General features: G+C 67.4%; 16 protein-coding genes, 1 tRNA gene and 2 pseudogenes. 10 read left to right on the forward strand and 9 right to left on the reverse strand.

The genetic code is table 11. From position 1 onward, the window contains the following. Window positions 1-357: 357 nt before the first annotated feature. Window positions 358-1671 (reverse strand): reverse transcriptase family protein, encoded by a 1314-nt coding sequence (locus O7622_RS07240; RefSeq protein ID WP_282312497.1) that lies wholly within the window; start codon window positions 1669-1671, stop codon window positions 358-360. 493 nt (window positions 1672-2164) lie between these two features. On the opposite strand from O7622_RS07240, the gene O7622_RS07245 reads away from it, so the two are divergent. The 4 genes from O7622_RS07245 to O7622_RS07260 all read left to right on the forward strand — a co-directional run bounded on the left by O7622_RS07245 (window position 2165) and on the right by O7622_RS07260 (window position 4978). After that, window positions 2165-2629: a DIP1984 family protein gene (locus O7622_RS07245; protein WP_282312498.1), complete on the forward strand. Its 465-nt coding sequence runs from the start codon at window positions 2165-2167 to the stop codon at window positions 2627-2629. A gap of 293 nt (window positions 2630-2922) precedes the next feature. Beyond that, entirely contained in the window at window positions 2923-3336 is a 414-nt protein-coding gene (locus O7622_RS07250; protein WP_282312499.1) for a HEAT repeat domain-containing protein, read from the forward strand. Between the two features lie 762 nt (window positions 3337-4098). After that, window positions 4099-4713, forward strand: a complete 615-nt coding sequence (locus tag O7622_RS07255; protein ID WP_282312500.1) for a superoxide dismutase — start codon at window positions 4099-4101, stop codon at window positions 4711-4713. Window positions 4714-4717: 4 nt separating this feature from the next. Beyond that, window positions 4718-4978, forward strand: coding sequence for a superoxide dismutase (locus tag O7622_RS07260; RefSeq protein WP_282312501.1), 261 nt, complete (start codon window positions 4718-4720; stop codon window positions 4976-4978). A 50-nt stretch (window positions 4979-5028) separates the two neighbouring features. Here the strand turns inward: O7622_RS07260 and O7622_RS29180 are convergent. The 3 genes and pseudogenes from O7622_RS29180 to O7622_RS07285 all read right to left on the reverse strand — a co-directional run bounded on the left by O7622_RS29180 (window position 5029) and on the right by O7622_RS07285 (window position 9214). Continuing rightward, window positions 5029-6301 (reverse strand): annotated as a pseudogene (locus tag O7622_RS29180) (ATP-binding protein). A 134-nt stretch (window positions 6302-6435) separates the two neighbouring features. Beyond that, window positions 6436-6812 (reverse strand): annotated as a pseudogene (locus O7622_RS29185) (hypothetical protein); the annotation flags it as partial. Between the two features lie 53 nt (window positions 6813-6865). Then, the gene (locus tag O7622_RS07285; RefSeq protein WP_282312503.1) at window positions 6866-9214 is read right to left on the reverse strand and encodes a DEAD/DEAH box helicase; all 2349 of its coding nucleotides are present in this window, start codon (window positions 9212-9214) and stop codon (window positions 6866-6868) included. Window positions 9215-9275: 61 nt separating this feature from the next. Between O7622_RS07285 and O7622_RS07290 the strand changes: the two genes are divergently transcribed. The 5 genes from O7622_RS07290 to O7622_RS07310 all read left to right on the forward strand — a co-directional run bounded on the left by O7622_RS07290 (window position 9276) and on the right by O7622_RS07310 (window position 12717). Continuing rightward, on the forward strand, window positions 9276-9596 hold the full coding sequence (locus tag O7622_RS07290) for a calcium-binding protein (protein WP_282314069.1): 321 nt from the start codon (window positions 9276-9278) through the stop codon (window positions 9594-9596). After that, window positions 9593-10744, forward strand: coding sequence for a hypothetical protein (locus O7622_RS07295; RefSeq protein WP_282312504.1), 1152 nt, complete (start codon window positions 9593-9595; stop codon window positions 10742-10744). Before O7622_RS07290 ends, O7622_RS07295 begins: the two co-directional genes overlap by 4 nt. A gap of 371 nt (window positions 10745-11115) precedes the next feature. Then, a tRNA-Arg gene (locus tag O7622_RS07300) sits at window positions 11116-11188 on the forward strand. 208 nt (window positions 11189-11396) lie between these two features. Further along, window positions 11397-11720 carry a hypothetical protein gene (locus O7622_RS07305; protein ID WP_282312505.1) on the forward strand — a complete coding sequence of 108 codons (324 nt, stop codon included), beginning with the start codon at window positions 11397-11399 and terminating at the stop codon, window positions 11718-11720. A gap of 4 nt (window positions 11721-11724) precedes the next feature. Next, complete coding sequence (locus O7622_RS07310; protein WP_282312506.1) at window positions 11725-12717, forward strand: hypothetical protein; 993 nt, start codon at window positions 11725-11727, stop codon at window positions 12715-12717. 95 nt (window positions 12718-12812) lie between these two features. Here the strand turns inward: O7622_RS07310 and O7622_RS07315 are convergent, their stop codons facing one another. Further along, complete coding sequence (locus tag O7622_RS07315; RefSeq protein ID WP_282312507.1) at window positions 12813-13574, reverse strand: TatD family hydrolase; 762 nt, start codon at window positions 13572-13574, stop codon at window positions 12813-12815. Beyond that, complete coding sequence (locus O7622_RS07320; RefSeq protein ID WP_282312508.1) at window positions 13571-14725, reverse strand: hypothetical protein; 1155 nt, start codon at window positions 14723-14725, stop codon at window positions 13571-13573. Before O7622_RS07320 ends, O7622_RS07315 begins: the two co-directional genes overlap by 4 nt. 463 nt (window positions 14726-15188) lie before the next feature. On the opposite strand from O7622_RS07320, the gene O7622_RS07325 reads away from it, so the two are divergent. After that, on the forward strand, window positions 15189-15371 hold the full coding sequence (locus tag O7622_RS07325; protein ID WP_282312509.1) for a hypothetical protein: 183 nt from the start codon (window positions 15189-15191) through the stop codon (window positions 15369-15371). Window positions 15372-15735: 364 nt separating this feature from the next. On the opposite strand, the gene O7622_RS07330 is transcribed toward O7622_RS07325, so the two are convergent. The 3 genes from O7622_RS07330 to O7622_RS07340 all read right to left on the reverse strand — a co-directional run bounded on the left by O7622_RS07330 (window position 15736) and on the right by O7622_RS07340 (window position 19069). Further along, the gene (locus tag O7622_RS07330) at window positions 15736-17484 is read right to left on the reverse strand and encodes a P-loop NTPase fold protein (RefSeq protein WP_282312510.1); all 1749 of its coding nucleotides are present in this window, start codon (window positions 17482-17484) and stop codon (window positions 15736-15738) included. A gap of 639 nt (window positions 17485-18123) precedes the next feature. Further along, window positions 18124-18783, reverse strand: coding sequence for a DUF6882 domain-containing protein (locus O7622_RS07335; RefSeq protein WP_282312511.1), 660 nt, complete (start codon window positions 18781-18783; stop codon window positions 18124-18126). Window positions 18784-18895: 112 nt separating this feature from the next. Further along, on the reverse strand, window positions 18896-19069 hold the full coding sequence (locus O7622_RS07340) for a hypothetical protein (protein WP_013283846.1): 174 nt from the start codon (window positions 19067-19069) through the stop codon (window positions 18896-18898). Window positions 19070-19285 lie beyond the last annotated feature (216 nt).

Below are 19285 nucleotides of genomic sequence, written 5' to 3' on the forward strand. Positions count from 1 at the left end.
CGCTACCGCCCACGGACGCGATCCGCCGGAGTCTCGCTTTCTTCGCGTGCCCTCCGCTCTCGTCGCGCCGACGCGATTTCGGTCCCGTCGGCCGTACCGCCCTGCCATCAAGATCAACCGACCTCGCATGAGACTCAAGCTGGGGTCCTGTGCTGGGACAACGGCGGTCCGGGGAAGGCCGGAGGCTGAATACCTGCGAGTCCCTGTTCTCTTCTCACGTCTGCGGGTCGCAGGTGCGCGTTGCTGTGCTCGCTTTCTGAAGATCGGCAGAACGGGCGTAAGTACTGCTCAGGCCGTGTTTCGGTTGGTTCGACTCGTCCTTGCCGAGATCTGGCGAAGTTGTCGTGCCGCGTCAGTTCACGGTGCGGCAAGTGCATGGGCCAGCAGCGTGGCGAGTTTGGCTGCGCGTGCTGGGTGGTGATGGCCGACCCAGGTAACTCGTCCGATGAGGTGTTGAGCGAAGTCGGGGTGGTCGGTCCGGTTCTGCGCGGCGAGGCCGGTGCGGGCGGCGTTGTGGAGGATGGCGCGGAGTTGGTCGTACTCGTCGCGTGGTGTGGCGGGGTGGTGGTTGACGACGAGTCCGGCGAGGAGTTGCCGGTCGGCTCGGCCGCGGACGCGGGTCTTGGCTGGGTGGACTGGGAGGCCCTCGTCGCGGGCGATGTCGGTGACGGCGGCGATCAGGCCCCGGGCCTGGCGAGTGGTGAGGTCGCCGGAGAAGGCGAGGTCGTCGGCGTACCGGGTGTAGGTGACCTCGAAGGCGTCGGCGAGGCCGGTGAGGCGGCGGTCGAGTCGGTAGGCGCACAGGTTGGCCAGTGCGGGTGAGGTGGGCGCGCCTTGGGGCAGGTGGCCGGTGCGCAGCGCGGCGAGCCGCGCCGCCCGGTGCGGCAGGTCGGTGGGTGCGCGGCGCAGGACGGGGGGCGGGGTGCGGGTGGTGCAGAGTCCGGTGAGGGTGTGGGCGACGGGTTCGGGGTAGCCGGCGGTGCGGAACAGTCCGTGGACGCGGGTGGCGTGGATGTGGGTGAAGAAGGCGAGCAGGTCGATCCGGACGACGACCGGTTGTGCGGTGTGGGCGGCGGCGAAGGTGTGCGGGGAGCGGCCGGGGACGAAGCCGTGGGCGGCGGGGTGGACCGGGATGGGGTCGAGGACCTCGGCGAGGAGCCGGCGTTGCAGGGCGCGGAGCCGGGACTTGGGTGCCTCGATCAGGCGGCCGTGGTCGGTCCACCGGTGGTGGTAGTGGTGCAGCCGGTGGGCGGTGGCGCGTCGGTTCATGCCGCGCCGGTCGGCGTACCAGTCGAGGTGCTCGATACTCAGGTCGAGCATCGCGGCCAGGTCGCCGACGGTGTCGATGACCGGGGTGTGCCAGGGACGGCGGACGGTGCGGGTCGGCGTCACGGGCCGGGCACGGACGACGATCGGCCGCTGGTGCTGGCGGGCGGTGGCGACTGCCGCGCGCAGCGGGTCGAGGGTGCTCAGGAACTCCGCCAGCTCGCGTGGCCGGTCGGTGGGTGGGCGCGGGTAGGCGACCAGCACCGAGTCAGCGACCGGCCACAGCCAGCGCCGCCGGATGCCGAGGACGAGTCCACCTTGGCCGACGAGGTCAGTGCGGCGCCAGCCTTCGCTGGCGAGGAATGCGTCCGCGAGCGCGGTGGCGAGGGCGCGAATGGTGGTCACGATCGGGCCGATGGTGGCAGCGTGTCCCGACGATGCCCGGTCGTGCGGGTGCACAGGCTCGCGGAGCGTGCCGACGCACCTGTGGTGTGGTGCCCAGGTGAGTATCGCGTCCCCGGGGTTGCCCCGGAGAGACCGTGGCCGGGCCCCGCGTAGGGGAGCGGCCTGGTCAGCTCGGGACACGCTGCCATGGGAGCAGCGTAGAGAATGGAGCCACCGCGTTGGACGAGGCCCACCGTCACGCCATGGTCCAGCCCTTGAGCGGCGGTGGTGGCGGCTGCACTACGGTGCTCCTCGGCACGTCACGCTACGCTGGCGACATCTTCTACGCTGCGGCCTCCACGTACGGGATATCCCACGGCCACACAGGCATCCTGTCCTCCACGAGCCGGGCGACCGAGGCGCAGCGCGCGGTCTGCGGCGGCGATCGGCGCCCCCTCGTAGGCCGCCGGTGAAATCGGAGGTGATTCCGATCTTGGATGGCCATACTGTTCCCATGAAACTTGCCGAAGCTCTCGCGCTGCGCGCAGATGCATCGCGCCGTGCTGAACAGCTCCGCTCTCGCATCACCAGCAGCGCACGCTTCCAGGAAGGCGAGACTCCGGCTGAGGACGCGGTGTCGCTGCTCGCCGAGGCGGGCGAAGTGCTCACCGAGCTTGAGTCGCTGATCAGGCGAATCAACCGAACCAATGCTGCGACGCTGGTCGACGGCGGCACACTGACCGACGCCCTCGCCCGACGAGACGTCCTGCGTCTGAACCACAGCATGGTCACGTCCGCAGCTGATGCCGCGGCCGGTGAGGGCCAGCGCGGATATCGGCAGCTGAGGTCGGAGCTGAAGATGATCCCGGCGCTACCGGTCGCCGAGCTGCGCCGCCAGGCCGACGATCTTGCGCGGCAGGTTCGAGAGGTGGACACGCTGATTCAGCGGGTCAACTGGCAGGTCGATTTGCTCGACTGAACGACGCGGAGCAGGTAATCGACGTGGAAGCGTGCGCAAACCCGAGAACCGGCGGGTAGTCCGGTTCACTCCTGGCGCGCCGGCGGCAGGCGCGGGGGTTCGATTCCCCGACACACAACGCATGCCCAGCACGCGGCACAGGTGACGGCGCACAGGGCACAGCACACCACCGAGCGCAGATCCACGACGGCGAGGGCGGGATTGGGGAACTCCGCGTCGCTTCATGAACGGGGCCACCGGCCGGCGCCCAAATACCTCGGACTTGTCGACCATCGGGCCTAGCCTCTGAAGCCATGGCGAAGAGGAACCGTTCGGGTAGGCGCCGGGAGCGGGACACCGATCGGCTGGCGGACAGGTGGATGCGCGAGCGTGACCGGCTGCTCGAGCAGGCCGAGGGCAACTACGAGCGGTCGCTCAAGCTCATGCGAAGCAACGACCCTCAGCTCTCCGAGGACGGCTTCGCGCTGCTGGAGCCACTGGCGCGGAAGCACATCGAAGAGCTGATGACCGAGTACCGGCGCGTGCCCGACGACCAGTACTGGATCCTCGAGCTGATCGCCGACGCCCAGTCCGAGAAGGCGTTCGATCTGCTGGTCGAGGCGCTGGACCACGAGCGCGAGGATATCCGCTGGCGGGCCGCGAACGGGCTGCGCGAGCTCGGCAGCAAGGAGGCTCGCCGGCTGCTCTTTGAGCGCGGGATCCTCTAGTTACGTCGTGAAAGCCGGTTTGGGGCTGCGGGGTGTAGGGCTTGTGCCGCGTTGGCGTCGGCGGGCGGCGCCGGTGGTGCCTTTGCGGGGGATGGCGACCTGTTCGACGCCGATGCCGTGCAGTTGAGTCTCGATACGCGCCTCGCCGTAGCCGCGGTCGGCGGCGACGGCACGAGGAACTCCTCCAGCGGATGCCAACCCGGTGAACCGGTGCCAACGCGGGTCACCGCAGCCGACCACCGGTCGCAAACCGGGGTACGTGTGCTCGAGCTGTGGTCCTGGGCTGTGACAACGGCGGTCCGGGGAACGTGGGTGAACGTGGGCCACTCCCTGCCACCCCAGGTGTACCCCAGGTCGCTAGACTGGGCGCTCGCGCCCTCGTAGCTCAGGGGATAGAGCATCGGTTTCCTAGCCCGACGCTCCGTGTGTAGGGGCAGGCTGATGGCCTGCGGCTTCTCTTTTTCCGGGCGTCATCCGCGGGTCGCACCCGCGCGCCGCTGTGATCGTCTGCGGAAGCCCCGCGAAGTGCGTAAGTTCTGTTCAGCACCACTTTTCCATCGACCGCAGTAGCGGCCTCTTGCGACGCGCTGCGCCCGGCTCGGCGTCGGGCCGCGCCCAATCTGGACCATGCTTATTGCCAAAGCTTGGCAACTACGTGATGCTGGCAGCAGTGGGCGGGTGCTCCGGCAACGCGATGATCTGAACCACCACCGGGGTGCCCGCCCAGCTCGCGGTGCCGACTATGGTGTGAGGAGCTTGCTGGTGGCCGTCTACTCTCTGCCCGACATGCCGTACGACTACGGTGCGCTGGAGCCGGCGATGTCCGGCGAGATCCTGGAGCTGCACCACAGCAAGCACCACGCGGCGTACGTCAAGGGCAGCAACGACGCCCTGGAGCAGCTCGCCGAGGCCCGCGACAAGGGTGACTTCGCGGCGTTGGTGGGGTTGGAGAAGACGTTCGCGTTCAACCTGTCGGGGCACGTGCTGCACTCGATCTTCTGGAACAACCTGTCCCCGGACGGCGGTGACCGCCCCGACGGTGAGCTGGCCGCCGCGATCGATGAGCACTTCGGCTCCTTCGACGGCTTCGCCGGGCAGTTGTCGGCGGCGACGAAGAGTGTGCAGGGCTCCGGCTGGGGCGTCCTCGCCTGGGAGCCGCTTGGCCGGCGCCTCATCGTGGAGCAGGTGTACGACCACCACGGCAACGTCGGGCAGGGCTCCACGCCGCTGCTGGTCTTCGACGCCTGGGAGCACGCCTACTACCTGCAGTACCGCAACGTGCGCCCGGACTACGTCGACCGGCTGTGGAACCTCGTGGACTGGGCCGACGTGACCGCCCGCTTCGACGCCGCCCGCGCCGCCGCGCCGAAGCTCTGACCGCGTGACCGGCCCGGCCCCGGTCGCCGCCGACCTCGTGCAATGCGCCGCCGGGGTCATCGCCGCCCGCCGCTGCGGTGACCTCGCCGGCGCGGAGGCACTGCTCGCGTCCTTCGACACCGAGCAGGCCCGCACGCTCGGCTTCTACCTCCTCGCCGACCTCGCCCTCGGCCTGGTCCGGGCGCAGACCGGTCAGTCCCTGGACGACCTGGTCCGGGAACTCACCCTCCTCGTGGCCGCCGCACCACCGCCCCCGCCCGGCTGACGGGCATGCCCACTCCGGTGCCGGGAGCGACCTACGGAAAGGGTGCGAGGTCAGGCTGGTGGCGGTGCGGAAGTCTGCCACAGTGCGCTGACCGGCAGGGCGCGGAGTTTGTCGCCGAACGGCAGCGTGGAGGTGCCGGTGTAGAGGACGATGCCGGCGATGAAGTCGTCGCCCAGACGGTCGGCGAGTCGGCGTAGTCCGCGGAAGTCGTCGGGTCCGACGGTGGTGGCTGCTTTGACCTCGATCCCCACGACCTGGCCCGCTCTGTGCTCAAGCACCGCGTCGACTTCGTACCTGCTCTGGTCGCGGTAGTGGGACAGGTCGACGGGCTGCTCGGACCAGGTGAGCTGGCGAGAGAGTTCGGATAGGACGAATGATTCGAGTAATGGGCCGAATGGTGCGCCCGGTCGGAGCAGCGCCCGGGCGTCGGTCGCGGTCTCGTTGGCGGCGATACCCGAGTCGACGAAGATCAGTTTCGGTGCGGCGGTGGCGCGGGTGCCCAGGTTGCGGGACCAGCCGGGGATCCGCTTGATCAGGAAGATCTCCTCCAGAGCTTGGAGGTAGCGGGCGATCGTCGGCCGGCTCAGTCCGAGTGCGGATTCCAGGGAGTTGGCGGCGATGATGGTCGCGGATCTGGCCGCGAGGAGGCGTACCAGCTTGCGGAGTTCGCCCTTGTGCTGGATGTCGGACAGTTGCCGGACATCGCGGTCGATGAGCGCTTGGACGTAGGCGTCGAGGAACCGTTGGCGGCGGTGCGGGTCGGTGCGGGTCGGTGCGGGTGGTGGCCTCGGGTAGGCCGCCGCGCGCGATTCTGGCCGCGTAGTCGGCGCGGGTCACGTCCGATTCGTGTCGCAGGTCAGGGCCGAGCGCAAAGATGGCATCGACGAATCCGTCCGGCGCTTGGTCGAGTTCGCCTTGAGACAGCGGCCAGAGTTCGACGGTTTCCATCCGGCCGGGCAGGGCGTCCGGGGCGGCCACCATGCCGAAGAGGCGGGACGAGCCGGTGAGCAGGTACCGGCCAGGGCGCAGGTCCTCGTCGACGGCTGCTTTGATGGCCAGTAGCAGCTCCGGCGCGCGCTGGATCTCGTCGACGACCAGGAACTCGGAGGAGTCTACGAAGCCGACCGGGTCAGCGATCGCCGCCGCCCGGTCCTGTGCCCGGTCAAGGTCGCGGCGCTCGGCGAGACGATCGCCGGCGACGATGCGGACCAGCGTGCTCTTGCCTGTCTGGCGTGCTCCGCTGATCAGTACGACGCGGGTGTCGGTCAGCGCGGCGTCGACCTGCGCGGCGGCCCGACGTGGAATCAGGTTCGGTGTCGGCACGACATCATGATAGGCGGCACGCTTTCGATCTGCGACGCTATCACATTCGACTTGCGGCGAGACCGTGTTCGAAATGCGGCTCCTCGGTGTTCGATTTGCGGGAACGCTGAGGGGTTCTTGCAAGGCGTCTGTCGCTATGTCGCGTTGTCGCGGGTGATGGCGAGTTCCGGGAAGGCTTCCTCCCAGCGCTGGCGGCTCTGGCCCACCCTCTGGCTGCCACCCAACTTCGTCGGAGGAGGTCGGTGTCGAGCCAGGTGTTCAGGTCCTCGACGATGCTGGCTTCGGTGAGTACCACCTTGTACATGCTGGCCAGCCGTGCGGGCCGGTCAAGGTCGTACTCGGCGTGCCCGGACCAGTCGAGATGACGCGGAAGCGTCACCGTGCCTCCGGTCGGGCCGTGCAGTTCGGCAAGGGTTTCGGCCACCACGTAGGGCCGCCGGTCGCCGTAGGGCCGGTAGTCCGCCGGCGGCTGGGGTGACGTCCTGCGCCGGCTGAGGTTGGTTGCTCGTCTGGTCAGACCCCATAGCCGGCGGGACCAGTCATGGTGATCGCGATCGGGTGCGCTCATGTTCCAGTGAAGCCAAGTGTCCGGTAGCCGGGCATGCGGCGTGGGAGTGCGGCGGCGAGGATGGGGGTGGCCGGGTCGTGGTAGTCGTGGACTTCGGCGAGGTCCTTGCCGGGCGCCGCTCGGATGACGCGGCCGGCGCATTGGACGAGTAGGCCGTGGTAGGAGATCGGGCCGGCGAGGAAGAGGGTGTCGAGGGCGGGGGCGTCGAAGCCTTCACCGATGAACGGTGTGGTGCCGATGACGAGCAGGCCGTCGCCGGTCTTGGCGCCGTCGAGCCGGTCAACGATGGTCCGCCGTTCGCTGGTGCTCATCGCGCCTTGGAGCACGAGCGCCTGATATCCGCGTGCAGCGAGTAGAGCGGTGAGTGCCTCGACCTGGGCGACCCGGCGGGTCAGAACGAGACAGTTTCGACCGCAGGTCAGGGCGACGGCGACATCGTCGGCGATCTGGGTGTTGCGGGGCTCGTCGAGGGCCAGCCTTCGGTGGACCTCGGCGAGTGCGCCGGGCGCGTCCAGGTCGATGTCGCCGGGTTGGAAGGTGGTTTCGTGGATGTGCAGCGCTCGACGGGGTCCGGCGTCGGCGTGCATGGCTGCCGCGAGGGTGCCTTGTTCCTCGTCGGTCAGGGTGTGGCGGACGGGTCCGAGTTGCCAGGTGACGAGTTGGCCGAGGCCGTCGCGTCGGGTGGGTGTGGCGGTGAGGCCGAGCCAGAACTGCGCGGCGATCCGTTTGACCGAGTGCTCGTAGGCTGCGGCGCCGAGGTGGTGGCATTCGTCGACGATGACGTGCCCGTACTCCTGGGTCAGGGTGGCGACGTCGTCGCGCCGCGCGAGGGAGGGCAGCAGCGCGATGTCCACCGTGCCGGTGAGCTTGCGTCGGCCGCCGCCGAGTTGGCCGGGCTTGATGTCGAGGAACTGTTGGATGCGGGTGCGCCACTGGTCGGCGAGGGCTTTGCGGTCGACGAGGACGAGGGTGGAGGTGTTGCGTTCGGCGATTACGGCGCAGGCCATGACGGTCTTGCCGGAGCCCGGTGGGGCGACCAGGATCCCGTCGTCGTGGGCGAGAAGCGCGCCGACCGCGCTGGCCTGCCTACTCGTGAGTTCGGCGGTGAACGCGCTGTCGATCTCGGTTCCCGGGTTGCGTGCGTCCGTGACGGCCAGTCGCGACCCGGCGCGCTCGACGATCGTGGCGATGGTGTGCCGCAGGCCCCGCGGGAGGACCAGGCGGTCATCGAGGGTGAGGTCGTAGCCCTGGATGAAGCGTGGTGTGTCCCAGGTGGACTTGCGGAGTCGCTGCAACTCGTAGAATTTCGGGTTGGCCATGGCGGCGGCATGCTTGAACGTCGCCAGCGCGGCGGGCGTGAGCTGCCTGGCGTCGATGCTCAGCCCGGCACCAGCCTCCGCGTGGACCACGGGAGGTAGCGGAGGATGGACCTGGGTCGCGGCGGACCGGCTCATCGTGGCGACGTCGGCGCCGGTGGCGGCTTGTTTGGCCTGCCGGGCGACGTGTTCGGCGTCGCCGGGGCTGAGGCGGTCCAGCGTCGACAGGAACGCCCACTGGTCGGCGTGCGGCTCGAGCGTGCCGAGGTCGAGGAAGGTGGTGAGTCCGTCCTTGCGGCGGCGGCCCTGCAGGGGTGCGGCGATGAGGTTGCCGAAGCCACCCTCGGGCAGGACGTCCTGGTTGGGGAACAGCCGGTCGTACGAGCGCAGGTCCATCGACCCGCGCAGCACCATCGCCTCACGGAGAAGAACGGTGCCGACGGCCCGCGCGGTGGCGGCGGGAACAGCGCCGGTGAAGAAGACCCACACGTGGGCGCCGCGACCCGACTGGGAGATCTCCAACGCGGCGGGCACCGTGCTGGCGCGTGCCGCCTTCACGTAGGCGAGGGCGTCGAGCATCGCCGTCGGCCCGTCGAAGTCGGCCACGACGAAGTGGCAGGTGTTGCCGGGCATCAGTGGGTACAGGCCCATGAACACGTCGCCGACGAGATGCGCCGCGACGACCTCCGTCGTCCGGGGCAGGTAGGTGGCGCCGCGCCGGTCCATACCCCTGCGCCAGCCGCCGGCGATCGCCGGCATCCACCCGGCAGCGCCGGTACGGGCGTTGTCCCACCGCACGGCGTACACGTCGGTTCGGGCCCGGAACCGGTCGGCGAACAACGTCAGCTTGTCCCGAGTCGGCGAGGCCATGGTGACCAGCCCTGGCCGCTCAACCGGCGCGGACAACTGCTCCGGTGCCGCAGTCGTGTCCTGGCCGCGCAGCTCCAGCAGGCGAGCCAGCCGGGCGTTCTCCGCCCGTAACCGCTCCACCTCCCGCCGAAGATCGACGAACTCGGCCACCGAACCCATGCCGACCATCCTCGCGTATCAGGCTCCGAGCACCCCGACACCGGTCGGCCATTCTCCGCCGATGGCATCGAAGGCAAACGCCGCGCTGGAGGCGATGATCGCGGAAGCCACCGTCGACGCGTACGGCGACGACGAGCAGCTCAACGGCCTGTACACCATGATCGAGGAGCATCTGGCGGTGCCGTTCACCACCACCGTCCTCGGCGTCGAGGCCACCATAGGCAAGATCGAGCTGGCCGCGGACAGCATCGTCGCGGTCTGCGCCCGAGACCGCCACCGGCAGAAGATCGACCTCCTCGACCTGCCGCTACCCACCCCCGCGCCCGAAGGCGCCGCGTGGATCGACGCCTATCGGCACTGGGCGGAAGGTAGGCCACCGTGAGTGAGTACCAGTACTACGAATTCACCGCCGTCGACCGACCCCTCACCGGCCGGGAGCGGGCCGCGCTTCGGTCGCTGTCGACCCGGACCGACATCACCGCCACCAGCTTCGTGAACACCTACGAGTGGGGCAACTTCAAGGGCGACCCCCGCACGCTGATGGAACGGTACTTCGACGCGCACCTGTACCTGGCGAACTGGGGCACCCGCCAGCTCATGCTGCGGCTACCCAAACACGTGCTCGACCCCGCCACCGTGGCCCGGTACTGCCAGGGCGACAGCGCATCCGCGTGGACCGCCGGCAAGCACATCATCATCGACCTTCACGACGAGGACGAAGACGGCACCGACGAGTGGGACCTCGACGGCCACGGCCTGCTCGCCTCAATCATCCCGGTCCGGGCCGGCCTCGCCGGCGGCGACCTGCGCCTGCTGTACCTGGCCTGGTTGCGCTGCGTACAGTCCGAGGAGATCGCCGACGACGAGCCCGAACCGTCCGTCCCCGCCGGGCTGGGCACCCTCGACGCGTCCCTCACCGCCGTTGCCGAGTTCCTGCGCATCGACCCCGACCTGATCGCGGCCGCAGCGGACGGGTCGTCGCCGCCCGCCTCCGGCGAACCGACCGCCGCGCAACTACGCACCTGGGTCGTCGGGCTGTCCGCTCGGGACAAGGACGCCATTCTGGCCGACCTGATCACCGGCAGTGACAGCCACCTGCGCAGCCGACTGCTGCGCCGCTACCGGGACGCACACCGCACTGATACGCCCACCCCGGCAGCGGCCCGCACCGCGGGGGAACTATTCGCCACCGCCACGGAGTTGCGCGCCCAGCGGGAACGACAGGACGCGGAGCAACGTGAACGCGACCGGATTCGCCGGGAACGGTCCGCAGCATCCGCCCGGCAACGGCACCTCGACACCCTCGCGGTCGACCAACCCGCCGCCTGGCAACGGGTCGACGAACTCGTCGCCACGAAGAAACCCCGCGAATACGACGCCGCCGTACAGCTACTCGTCGACCTGCGCGACCTCGGCGAACGCGACGGAGACAGGGCATCGTTCCGACACCGGCTGGCCGAGCTGCGGGCGGTGCACGCCCGCAAGCCCAGCCTGCTCGAACGCCTCAACCGCGCAGGTCTCGAAAGCTGACGCATGGTTCGCCTGTGCGAACTCGCGTAGAAAACTTCGCTTGCTGAAGATCGGCAGAACGGGCGTAAGTCCTGCTCAGGCCACGCTTCGGTCGGTTCGACGCGTCCTTATCAGATCCGGCGAAGGTGCCGCGCCCCCCGGGGGGGAGCGCGCATCGCGATCTTCGATGATGTGCGCAGTGTGTGCTCTTCAGCGGATGCCACCCTGGGTGAACCGGTGCCAACGCGGGTCACCGCGACCGACCGCCGGTCGCAAACCGGGGTTCGTGTGCTCGAGCTGTGGTCTTGGGCTGGGAGAACGGGGGTCCGGGGAACGTGGGCCACTCCCTGCCACCCCAGCTGAACCCCCAGGTCGCTAGACTGTGCCCTCGCGCCCTCGTAGCTCAGGGGATAGAGCATCGGTTTCCTAAACCGTGTGTCGCAGGTTCGAATCCTGCCGGGGGCACTATCCCTATAAATCGGGACTTGACACGACTTGTCCGAATAGCTAAAATACTCGCCCGCGTCTCCTAGTCTAGCTGCCATGACTCTGTTTGCGACCAGGTCGAAGGCGCGGGCCGAATGGGCTCCAGCTCATCGTTCTAACGTGACGGATCGACGACACTCGCTCTCGAAGCTTCCGCGAGTTGCATTCATCGCTCATCATGGACGTCGTGCCCAAGCGACTCTGGACTGCCTCTGCGCTTGTTCTGATCATCATTGCCTCGCTGATCATGATCTTCAGCGGAAGCCTCGACGGTGCCGCAGCGTGGGCAAACATTATCGCTCTGCCAGTGGCAACCATCGGTACGTATCTGACGCTTAAGGGCTCGGCGCCCGTCTCCGATACGCAAGATCAGTATGGAGTGGACAGCAGGGTTGCCTCGGCCGGTGGCGTTCCAGTCGTGAATCAGAATGGTTACACGTCCAACGGAGACGTCATCCAAGTAGCGCGTGACTACATCGTTCGGGGTCGGCCGGGCTCGGACGGTAGGTGACCAGGTGGTCAATCAGACCGGACACACCACCGATGGAGACGTGGTCCAGCCCGCGCGCGACTACGTCCATCATGACTACAGGACGACGAAGAAGTACTACGGTCCACCCCCTAACCCCGATGATCAAGGGGATGACGAAGAGTCGTCGGAATCAGGTTCGGGCAGTGGTGCGGCGGCAGCCGCAGGCGGTGGAGGACTGGGCGTAGTCGCCGTCCTGGCCGTCTTAGGCTATTTCATTTTCGGAGGAGACGAGCCGTTCCCGGCGACATCAGATCCCTGGCCGGCCGAAGTGAATCAGGAGGCCGTGGTCGCGGCTGCAAGTGATTGGCTCGACAAATGCGTGAAGTCAGCGTCTGCAACTCCGGCCAATTGCCCGCAATCCATTGTCGAGACATCGGAGGTTTCCAAGGCCCATTGGGCCTTCTACGGCAATCCCCTTGAGGCTCCGGTCATCCACTACATCGAGGCGGAAAGCCGCTTCGACATGCTCGGGACCGTCGTGGTGTCGGCGGACTACACCGTCTCCAAGACGTCGCGCCGCGTCGTGACGCCAACGACGTACTGGGCCAAGGTGAAGTGGGCGGAAGGAAAGCTCGACGTCCAGGAGATCAAAGAGCACTCGGCCATAGGTGATCCCGAGGTTGTAAAACAGGATCCCAAGGTGGCATGGGAACCGATGGCGGCGAACCTGAAAGACGCATTTGCCCGTTGCGTACACGGCGCCGGCTCGACCATGCCGGCCGGTTGCCCTGAATGGCGGCCGCCGTCGGGTGCCGAAAAGATCAAATGGTCTTTGACGGACGATCCGTTGCTGACAGCTCGCGCGACATTCGATCCGAAGTTCGGGATCTACCATGTGAAGGGCACGTATGGATTGGCCGTGCGCTACACGTGGCTCGGCACCACGAAGACTGACCCCCGGAATCCCAACTACGAGGCTTGGATTGCTCCGACCGCAACAGGGCCAGTCGTCCTACAGATCAAGGATGCCGTTTAAACCTACCGATTCGCCACGGCCTTGATGTAGCGGCATGACTCTGCCTGGTCGTCTAACGAGGAGTTGCTACGGCGACGCGGGTTGTTGCGTGCACCTCAGAACTCCAGCAGTAAGTCACCAAGGGCATCCGGCAGGCGATCGAGTACCCGCGCAGCGCTTGCAAGTGCTCGGAGATTGCCCCAGAGACGGATCCTTACTTCTTCGATCGTGGCTCCCCAGACTTCGCTGATTGATCGTTCGACGGCGGCCACATCCGCTGGGCGCTTCGCCTTGCTCTGTCTTGCGGGGTAGTCCGTCTCTGGGAGCACTCGGTCTTCCGGTAGGGCGGCAAGGGCGGACCGGCTCATGCCAGTGTTGACCGAGAAGTAAGCCCCTGCCTTGGTCGCAGCGTCGATCTGGTCATTCGTCCCGAGAAACCAGTGCAGGATGGCGCCAGGATGGGGCTGTTCGAGGAGCAAGTCAGTGACCGCTGCTGTGACACCCGTGCTGTGGATCGAGAGAAGGACTTGCTGGCCTGAGCACTGGCGGAGGATTTCGCGCAGAATCGCTTGCTGGCCGGGCAGGTCGCCGGCACGCCGGTCGAGGCCGACTTCACCGACTAAGGCGAAGTTCGGTAGCAGCGCTGCAAACTTTTTCGGATCCCACGCGACGCGAGCCGCTGCGACGCCTGGGTGTACGCCGAGTCCCCAGGTGAGATGCGCGTCGCGTCGGTGACGCACTTGGTCGGCTTCGGCGAGTGTCCGGGTCACGGCGAATACGTGCGCTCCGCCGAGCGCGCGCACTTGTGCCGGCGTGACGTCTGCAGCGATGTGGGCGTGGCAGTCGAGGGCGGGCGGTCCGTTCAGCAGCAGGCTCATGTCAGCGTCACCGCCGACAGTTCTGCCAGTCCGCGGCGGACAAGATCGGTGGCCTGGTCGAGGTCGTATCCGTCGGGCCATGTGCTGGCGTCAATGAGGTCGTCGTCCGGTCCGTGCTCGATGGCATAGGCGATCGCTTCGCGGTCGCTGCGCCGCTTGCCCAGGAGCTGTGTGCGGCTGTCTCCGGTCAGAACATCGGAGAGATAGACGGTCTCGTCTGTGACACCCGCAGCCAGGAAGGCTCCACGTCGAACGACGCAGGGGTAGCAGAGCCCGCAGTTGAGGTTGGGGTTGCCGCCTTCGAAGGTCCGGCCGTCGAGCTTGCCACACGAAACTGTCTTGGCGGCGGCCTTCTCCCACCCTGCTGGCATTGATTGGGCCGCGACCCGGGCCATCTGCTCGCCCTTCGTGAGGTCTGCGAATGGGTTGGTGATCTGCACGGTCAGCTCCAGCGCCGCGAGTAAGTCGTTGACGCGCTGCAGCGTTGTCGGATGAGTCGACCGGGTTGATAGTGCCCCGCCACGGTTCGGGTGCAGGGGGATGTTCAGACTCGTGTATCCGTTCTCAGGCACGTAGACCACGTCGGAGTGGTCAGCCGCGGCTGACATGGTTCCCAGGGCCATAAACAGCAGCGATCTGCTGCGGCTGGAGTTCTCTCTCTTACGCTCAGCCTGGCTGAACTCCAGGCGCGAATATGACGGCGGCGGACTGTAGGCGGTGCCGAGCCACTGGGCGATCAGCGACTGTGCGTGCCGGACTGCTGTTGCGGAGTCGGCATGCCCGACGAACTGGGGCTGGGTGTGCCCAGGCTGTAGTAGGTGGAGGGCGCCGAGGAACGAATCGAGGCCGCCGCTGAGCAGCGAGGTAGGCGCATCATTGGGTGTCGGGCCGGGCGAGCTCTCCGGTCGATCGGCGCAAGGATCTTGAAACAGGGTGAGCGTCCATTGATCGCCAGTGAGCCAGTGGAGAAGGTCAGCCGCCAAGTCCGCGGTGCCGTTTGCCCAGCGATCGGGGTTGGTGACTGCAATGCGCAGATGCATGGTGCGGGTAAAGGTTGCGGGGCGGTCGGCGAGGCGGTCGGCGAGGTAGGCACCGCCGGCAATGCGTACGAGGTCGATCGCAGCGTCGGGGACCTGGCCAATATCCTGCATCCACCATCCCAGGTCGGAGCGAACGGTCGACGTTTCGCCCGCGCTGGTCGGCCACTGGAGTGGCGTTGCGGATTCGGCGGACGCGGCAGTGTCCGATTGGCAGCGTAGTTCGAAGACTCCCGGTGGCATGTGTCTACCTTGCTCTCAAGATGCGAAGCGCTTTGTGCGCCAGATCGGCGGTCGCCTGGTGCAGCTCAGATCGGGTGACTTGGCCGGACGTCCCGATGGGTAGGGCGCGCAGCTTAGCCGCGATCCAACCTCGCAAGGAGCGTTCTCGCACGGCGGCCTGTTTGCCGTCGAGGGTTCCGGCGTTGATCTGGTCTTTGAGTTCAGTCAGGCCGAGTCGAAAGATCAGTTCTCCGACAAGGCCTCGGATAGCATCTGCCGGAGGTACTTCCGTTCCTTCGCCCAGGATTCGCTTCACCTGCTGCGTAGCGGCTTGCCGTAGCGCAGCTTCGTCGGGATGTCCGTCGTCACCGAGAATCAGCGCAACGATCTTGACTGCCTGTCCTCGCGGGCCAAGCCCGTCCAACTCGGCCAGCGAGAGACCGTAGTCAGCGAGCGCTGCACCGTCCCGGGCTCGCAGCGCGTAGGCGGCGCCGAGAGCCGCACCTCCACGCCCCGCCCCATTGATGACCTGGCGTGACGAGCGCGCGCCTGCGCGACCTGGACTTCCGGTCGTTCCGGTGGCAGCGCCACCGGCGGTTCCGCCGCCTCCGCCCGCCCCTGGGCGGCGGGCGAGCAGCGACGACAGCGAAAGCGTGGGAGCGTCTGGACTACGGCTGAGTCGGTCATCGCGGCCAAGCCCGTTGAGCAGTGCCTCACCGAGAAGGTCAAGCCCTGGGTTGGGCGGAGGACCAAGATCCGGTGGTGGCTGCGTGTCAGGAGGTGGCGGAGCGTCAGGTGGTGGCTTCGGCGGGGTCGGCGGCGACCCGTCGCCTGTATTGAGGCCGTTCCACGCTTTGCGGAAATCGCGCCAGCGCTTGGCGTTGCTGCCGCCATAGGACCCGCTAGTGCCCACCGGATGCGCCGATCTCCTCCTCAGCGGCCTGGCGAGTCGCTGGGTCCAATGTTCCGTCCTGGGCTGCATCGCGTACGAGCTGCTGCAAAGCGGGGATCGACGAGCTGAAGAGATCCACGACGGCGCCCGAGGTAAGGCGCTGGCCCCAGCAGTCCTCCCGAATCCCGGCTGCGATAACCTCTGCCAGGTCGGTTGACTGCTGGGCCCACAGGCATGCGCCGGCCACGATGGTAGTGGCGTCGTCGCTGCGCCTAGCCTCGGTGAATAGCAGTGTGAGGGCGGCGCGCTGCTCATCGGCGGGACGCTGGCCGAGTGCCTCGGCTGCCGCTTCGCGGTCGGCCTGGCTCTCGGACAGAAGTCGCCGTACGAGCGCGACCGTGGCGTCGCTGACCTGGGTTCCGGTGGTCACATCAAGCAGGCTGGCCGCCAAGGTGAGGTAGTTGCCCAGCTCCACACCAGTGAGCGAGGGCGGCGAGTCAGCCCAATGTTTGGTCTCGACGGCGATTCCCGCTGGTGGCTGGTCCGGGGCATCGGTGGTGCCGTGGGCCCACTCCTGCCAACTCTGTAGCAGCGTGGCCCGTTCGAGGGCGGGTGTTGCGGCGAGGGTCTCGAACGAGGACCGGTGCTGGTCTTCCAGGAGCAGCATCTTGACCAAGACGTCGGCGGGCACGCTGACTCCACGGGAGCTGGCGATGGACTGCCGAACGCCGTAGGCGTTGAGGAAGCGTTTGATCTGCCGTGGATTGGCCAGGCGGTCGGCCCGCAGACCTTGGGCGAGCTGAGCGGCGAGCGTGAGGTCACTGTCAAGGGGCGCCCAGGCGAGCTGTGCAAAGTCGGCGAGCAGGGGGCTGCTGCCGCAGTTGCGCCGGCTCGTGACATGCGCAGCCAATGCTTCCAGCGCCGCGTCGTCGGGCCGCTTGCGTCCGGCGAGCAGGAGTCCGATGTATGCCTCTGCGTCTGCCGGGGCGAGCCGCGGCAGGGCGATGGGAAGCTGCACGATTTTCTCGAGGTATCGCTGCGCGAATCGTTCGCTGCGGTTGCTGGCGCCGAGGCTTGCCGCGATCGCTTCACGAATCATTTCTTGGTCGGCCGCAAGGACAAAAACCATCTTCTTGACCGACAGAAACAGCTTGATGGCTTCCAACGTGGCCGTGACCGCGTCGGGCAGGCACCGGTCGAGGTCGTCAACGAGGACGATGACGCGTTCGGCCTGCGGAATCAGGTCGAGCAGCTCCTTGTAGGAGCCGCGGAACCCGGCCATCGAGTCCGGTGACGCGGCGTCCTTGGGCGTGAACGCCTTGATCATCTCGTCGTAGTTCCATTGCATGGTGATCGCGCCCTTGGCGAGGGCGTGCGCTACTCGTCCCCAGCTGATTCGCCGCGCGAGGTCGGTGACCTTCTGCTTGACCTTGTCTTTCAAGGCCGCGTTGTCCTTAACGCTGGCCTCGATGCCGGCCAGGACCTCCGTGATCAGCGTGCCGCGCACGTCGTCGTGGTCGTCGTACTCCCAGGGACTGGTTCGAACCACGACGTAACGCTTCTGGTCCTTGAGCTGAAGGTAGAGCAGCTCCAAAACCGTTGACTTCCCGCCGCCCCACGGGCTCTGCACCGAGATTGTCAGCGGGTCGAGATCGGGTTGCTCCAGCGCCGCGAGCACGGGCTGAACAACGGCGTCGAATCCCAGCAGATCGAGGGTGCTGGGGTTGTCGTCCCATAGCTGTATCTGTGCTGTTGTCACGAAGCACTCCAATCCTGCGGGCAGGCTATGCGACAGACCGCGGACCATCCCCTCGCGGGAGGCCAAGCATGCCACGGCGGTGCGAAGCTCTGCGGTGGCCGCGCCGTGGGGCTTTCAAGCTGCCCTGCAGGTCTTCACCGTTGATGGCGGCCGTGTCGATCCAGACGGACCCGGCGGCACGCCGACAGGGGCGGCTGGGCCTTCCGACACGGCCCCGAGACCGTCGCACGGCGACAAGCTCCGGCTCGGCAGGACACTCGAAGGCTGCGTCATGCTGGTCGGCCGTACTACCTGGCAGCTTCTCCACGCTATGGCCAGGACGCGACGACCCATTCTCCACCCGGATGAAAACCACTCCCAAGCTTGTCGCCTCCCGCACGTCGACCGAGCCTCGGCATGGGCGAACTCGCGGGTCATCGACGGCGACCTTATCGGCACGGCAAACACGAGCGACTTCAGAAATCGCCCGGTACGCAGCATGATCTTCGTCGTAGACGAACTGGTTGCCGCGCTCCCGACGGCTACTTGCGATAGCCATCACGGCGAACCTTTGCATGCGTCGCCGCGACGGCCAGTTCGGGGCCCTCAATCACCGCTTGAGGGTTCGTATGCTGACAGGTTGGGTGCACCACATTCCGCCTACGGGCTGACCGTTCCCGACAGGTTGCTGACGCGACCCATCGCGTCGAAGTCGACACGCAGAACGGACCCGCCCCGATCCTGCGCCGTCACCGAGATCGGCGCCCGATCCAGCCGCCACCCCTGCTGGTGCAGGAACGACTCGACGGCCACGCGGTGTTCCACCGGGAAGGACTGAAGCACCTGCGTCAGTACGGTCAGCACCCGCTCCGGCCGGACCGGCGCGGTGATCTGCGGTGGGGCGTCGTCGAGGTGGAAGAAGACCGCGCCGCCGTCGTACGGCCCGCGGTAGTAGCGGCCGGTCAGGCCGGACGCCAGTAGGGCGAGGCGGTTTCCGTCGGCGCGCTGGAGCGGGAACGTGGGTTCGGTGAGTTCGGCGACCCCTTGGCGGTGCCCGTACTCGCGAAGCCAGCCGGCCAGATGCAGCAACGGCGGTGGGAGGTTGGCGGCCTCGTTGGCCCAGGCCCACAGCCAGGTGCCGTCGTCGTGGCTCTCGGTGCCGAGGAGCTGGACGCGGTACCGCAGGTCGGTCCCGAACGTCACGATGCCGTCGGGCACGTCGAGCTGCCAGTCACGCTCGCCGAGCAGGTCGGCCAGCGCCATCTGGCGGGCCAGGCCGGTGCCGACATGTTCGGCGAAGAGTCGATCAAACGTCGGCATCGCCGCAGTGTGCCAGACCGTTCAGCGCGGGAGGCCCCGCGTCCGGCCAGACCTTTCCGGACGGACGGGACGGCCCCACGTCCGGCCGGAGCCGGAGCGCGGGGCCGGCGGGTCAGCGGACCAGCGCTGCCACCAGTGTCCCGATGCAGGCGACGACGGCGGCGATGATCGGACTGAGCGTCTTGATGTACGCCAGGATGAGCCGGTGCCGGTCGGTCGGCTCGGCAACGGTTTCGTCCTCGTCCTCTGGTGTCTCGAAGTCTGACCCGTGAGGGATTACAGTCAACGTGACTCCTTCCGTTGCAGCGGTGGAGTCGAACGCGGCGTCCGGTGGCAGCCGGGCGCCGCCCTCTGTGTGAGGCGACGCAGTGCCGTTCGACCGTTCGAGCATCCTCCCGGCGGACAGCTAGCACAAGAGTGGGTAATTCACTGTCGGGTACCTGACAAGCAGATGCATCGCATCGAGAAAATTTCGGTGCCATCTCTTGCCAAATGCAATTTT

The organism is Micromonospora sp. WMMD1076 (genome assembly GCF_029581475.1).
Lineage (GTDB): Bacteria > Actinomycetota > Actinomycetes > Mycobacteriales > Micromonosporaceae > Micromonospora > Micromonospora aurantiaca.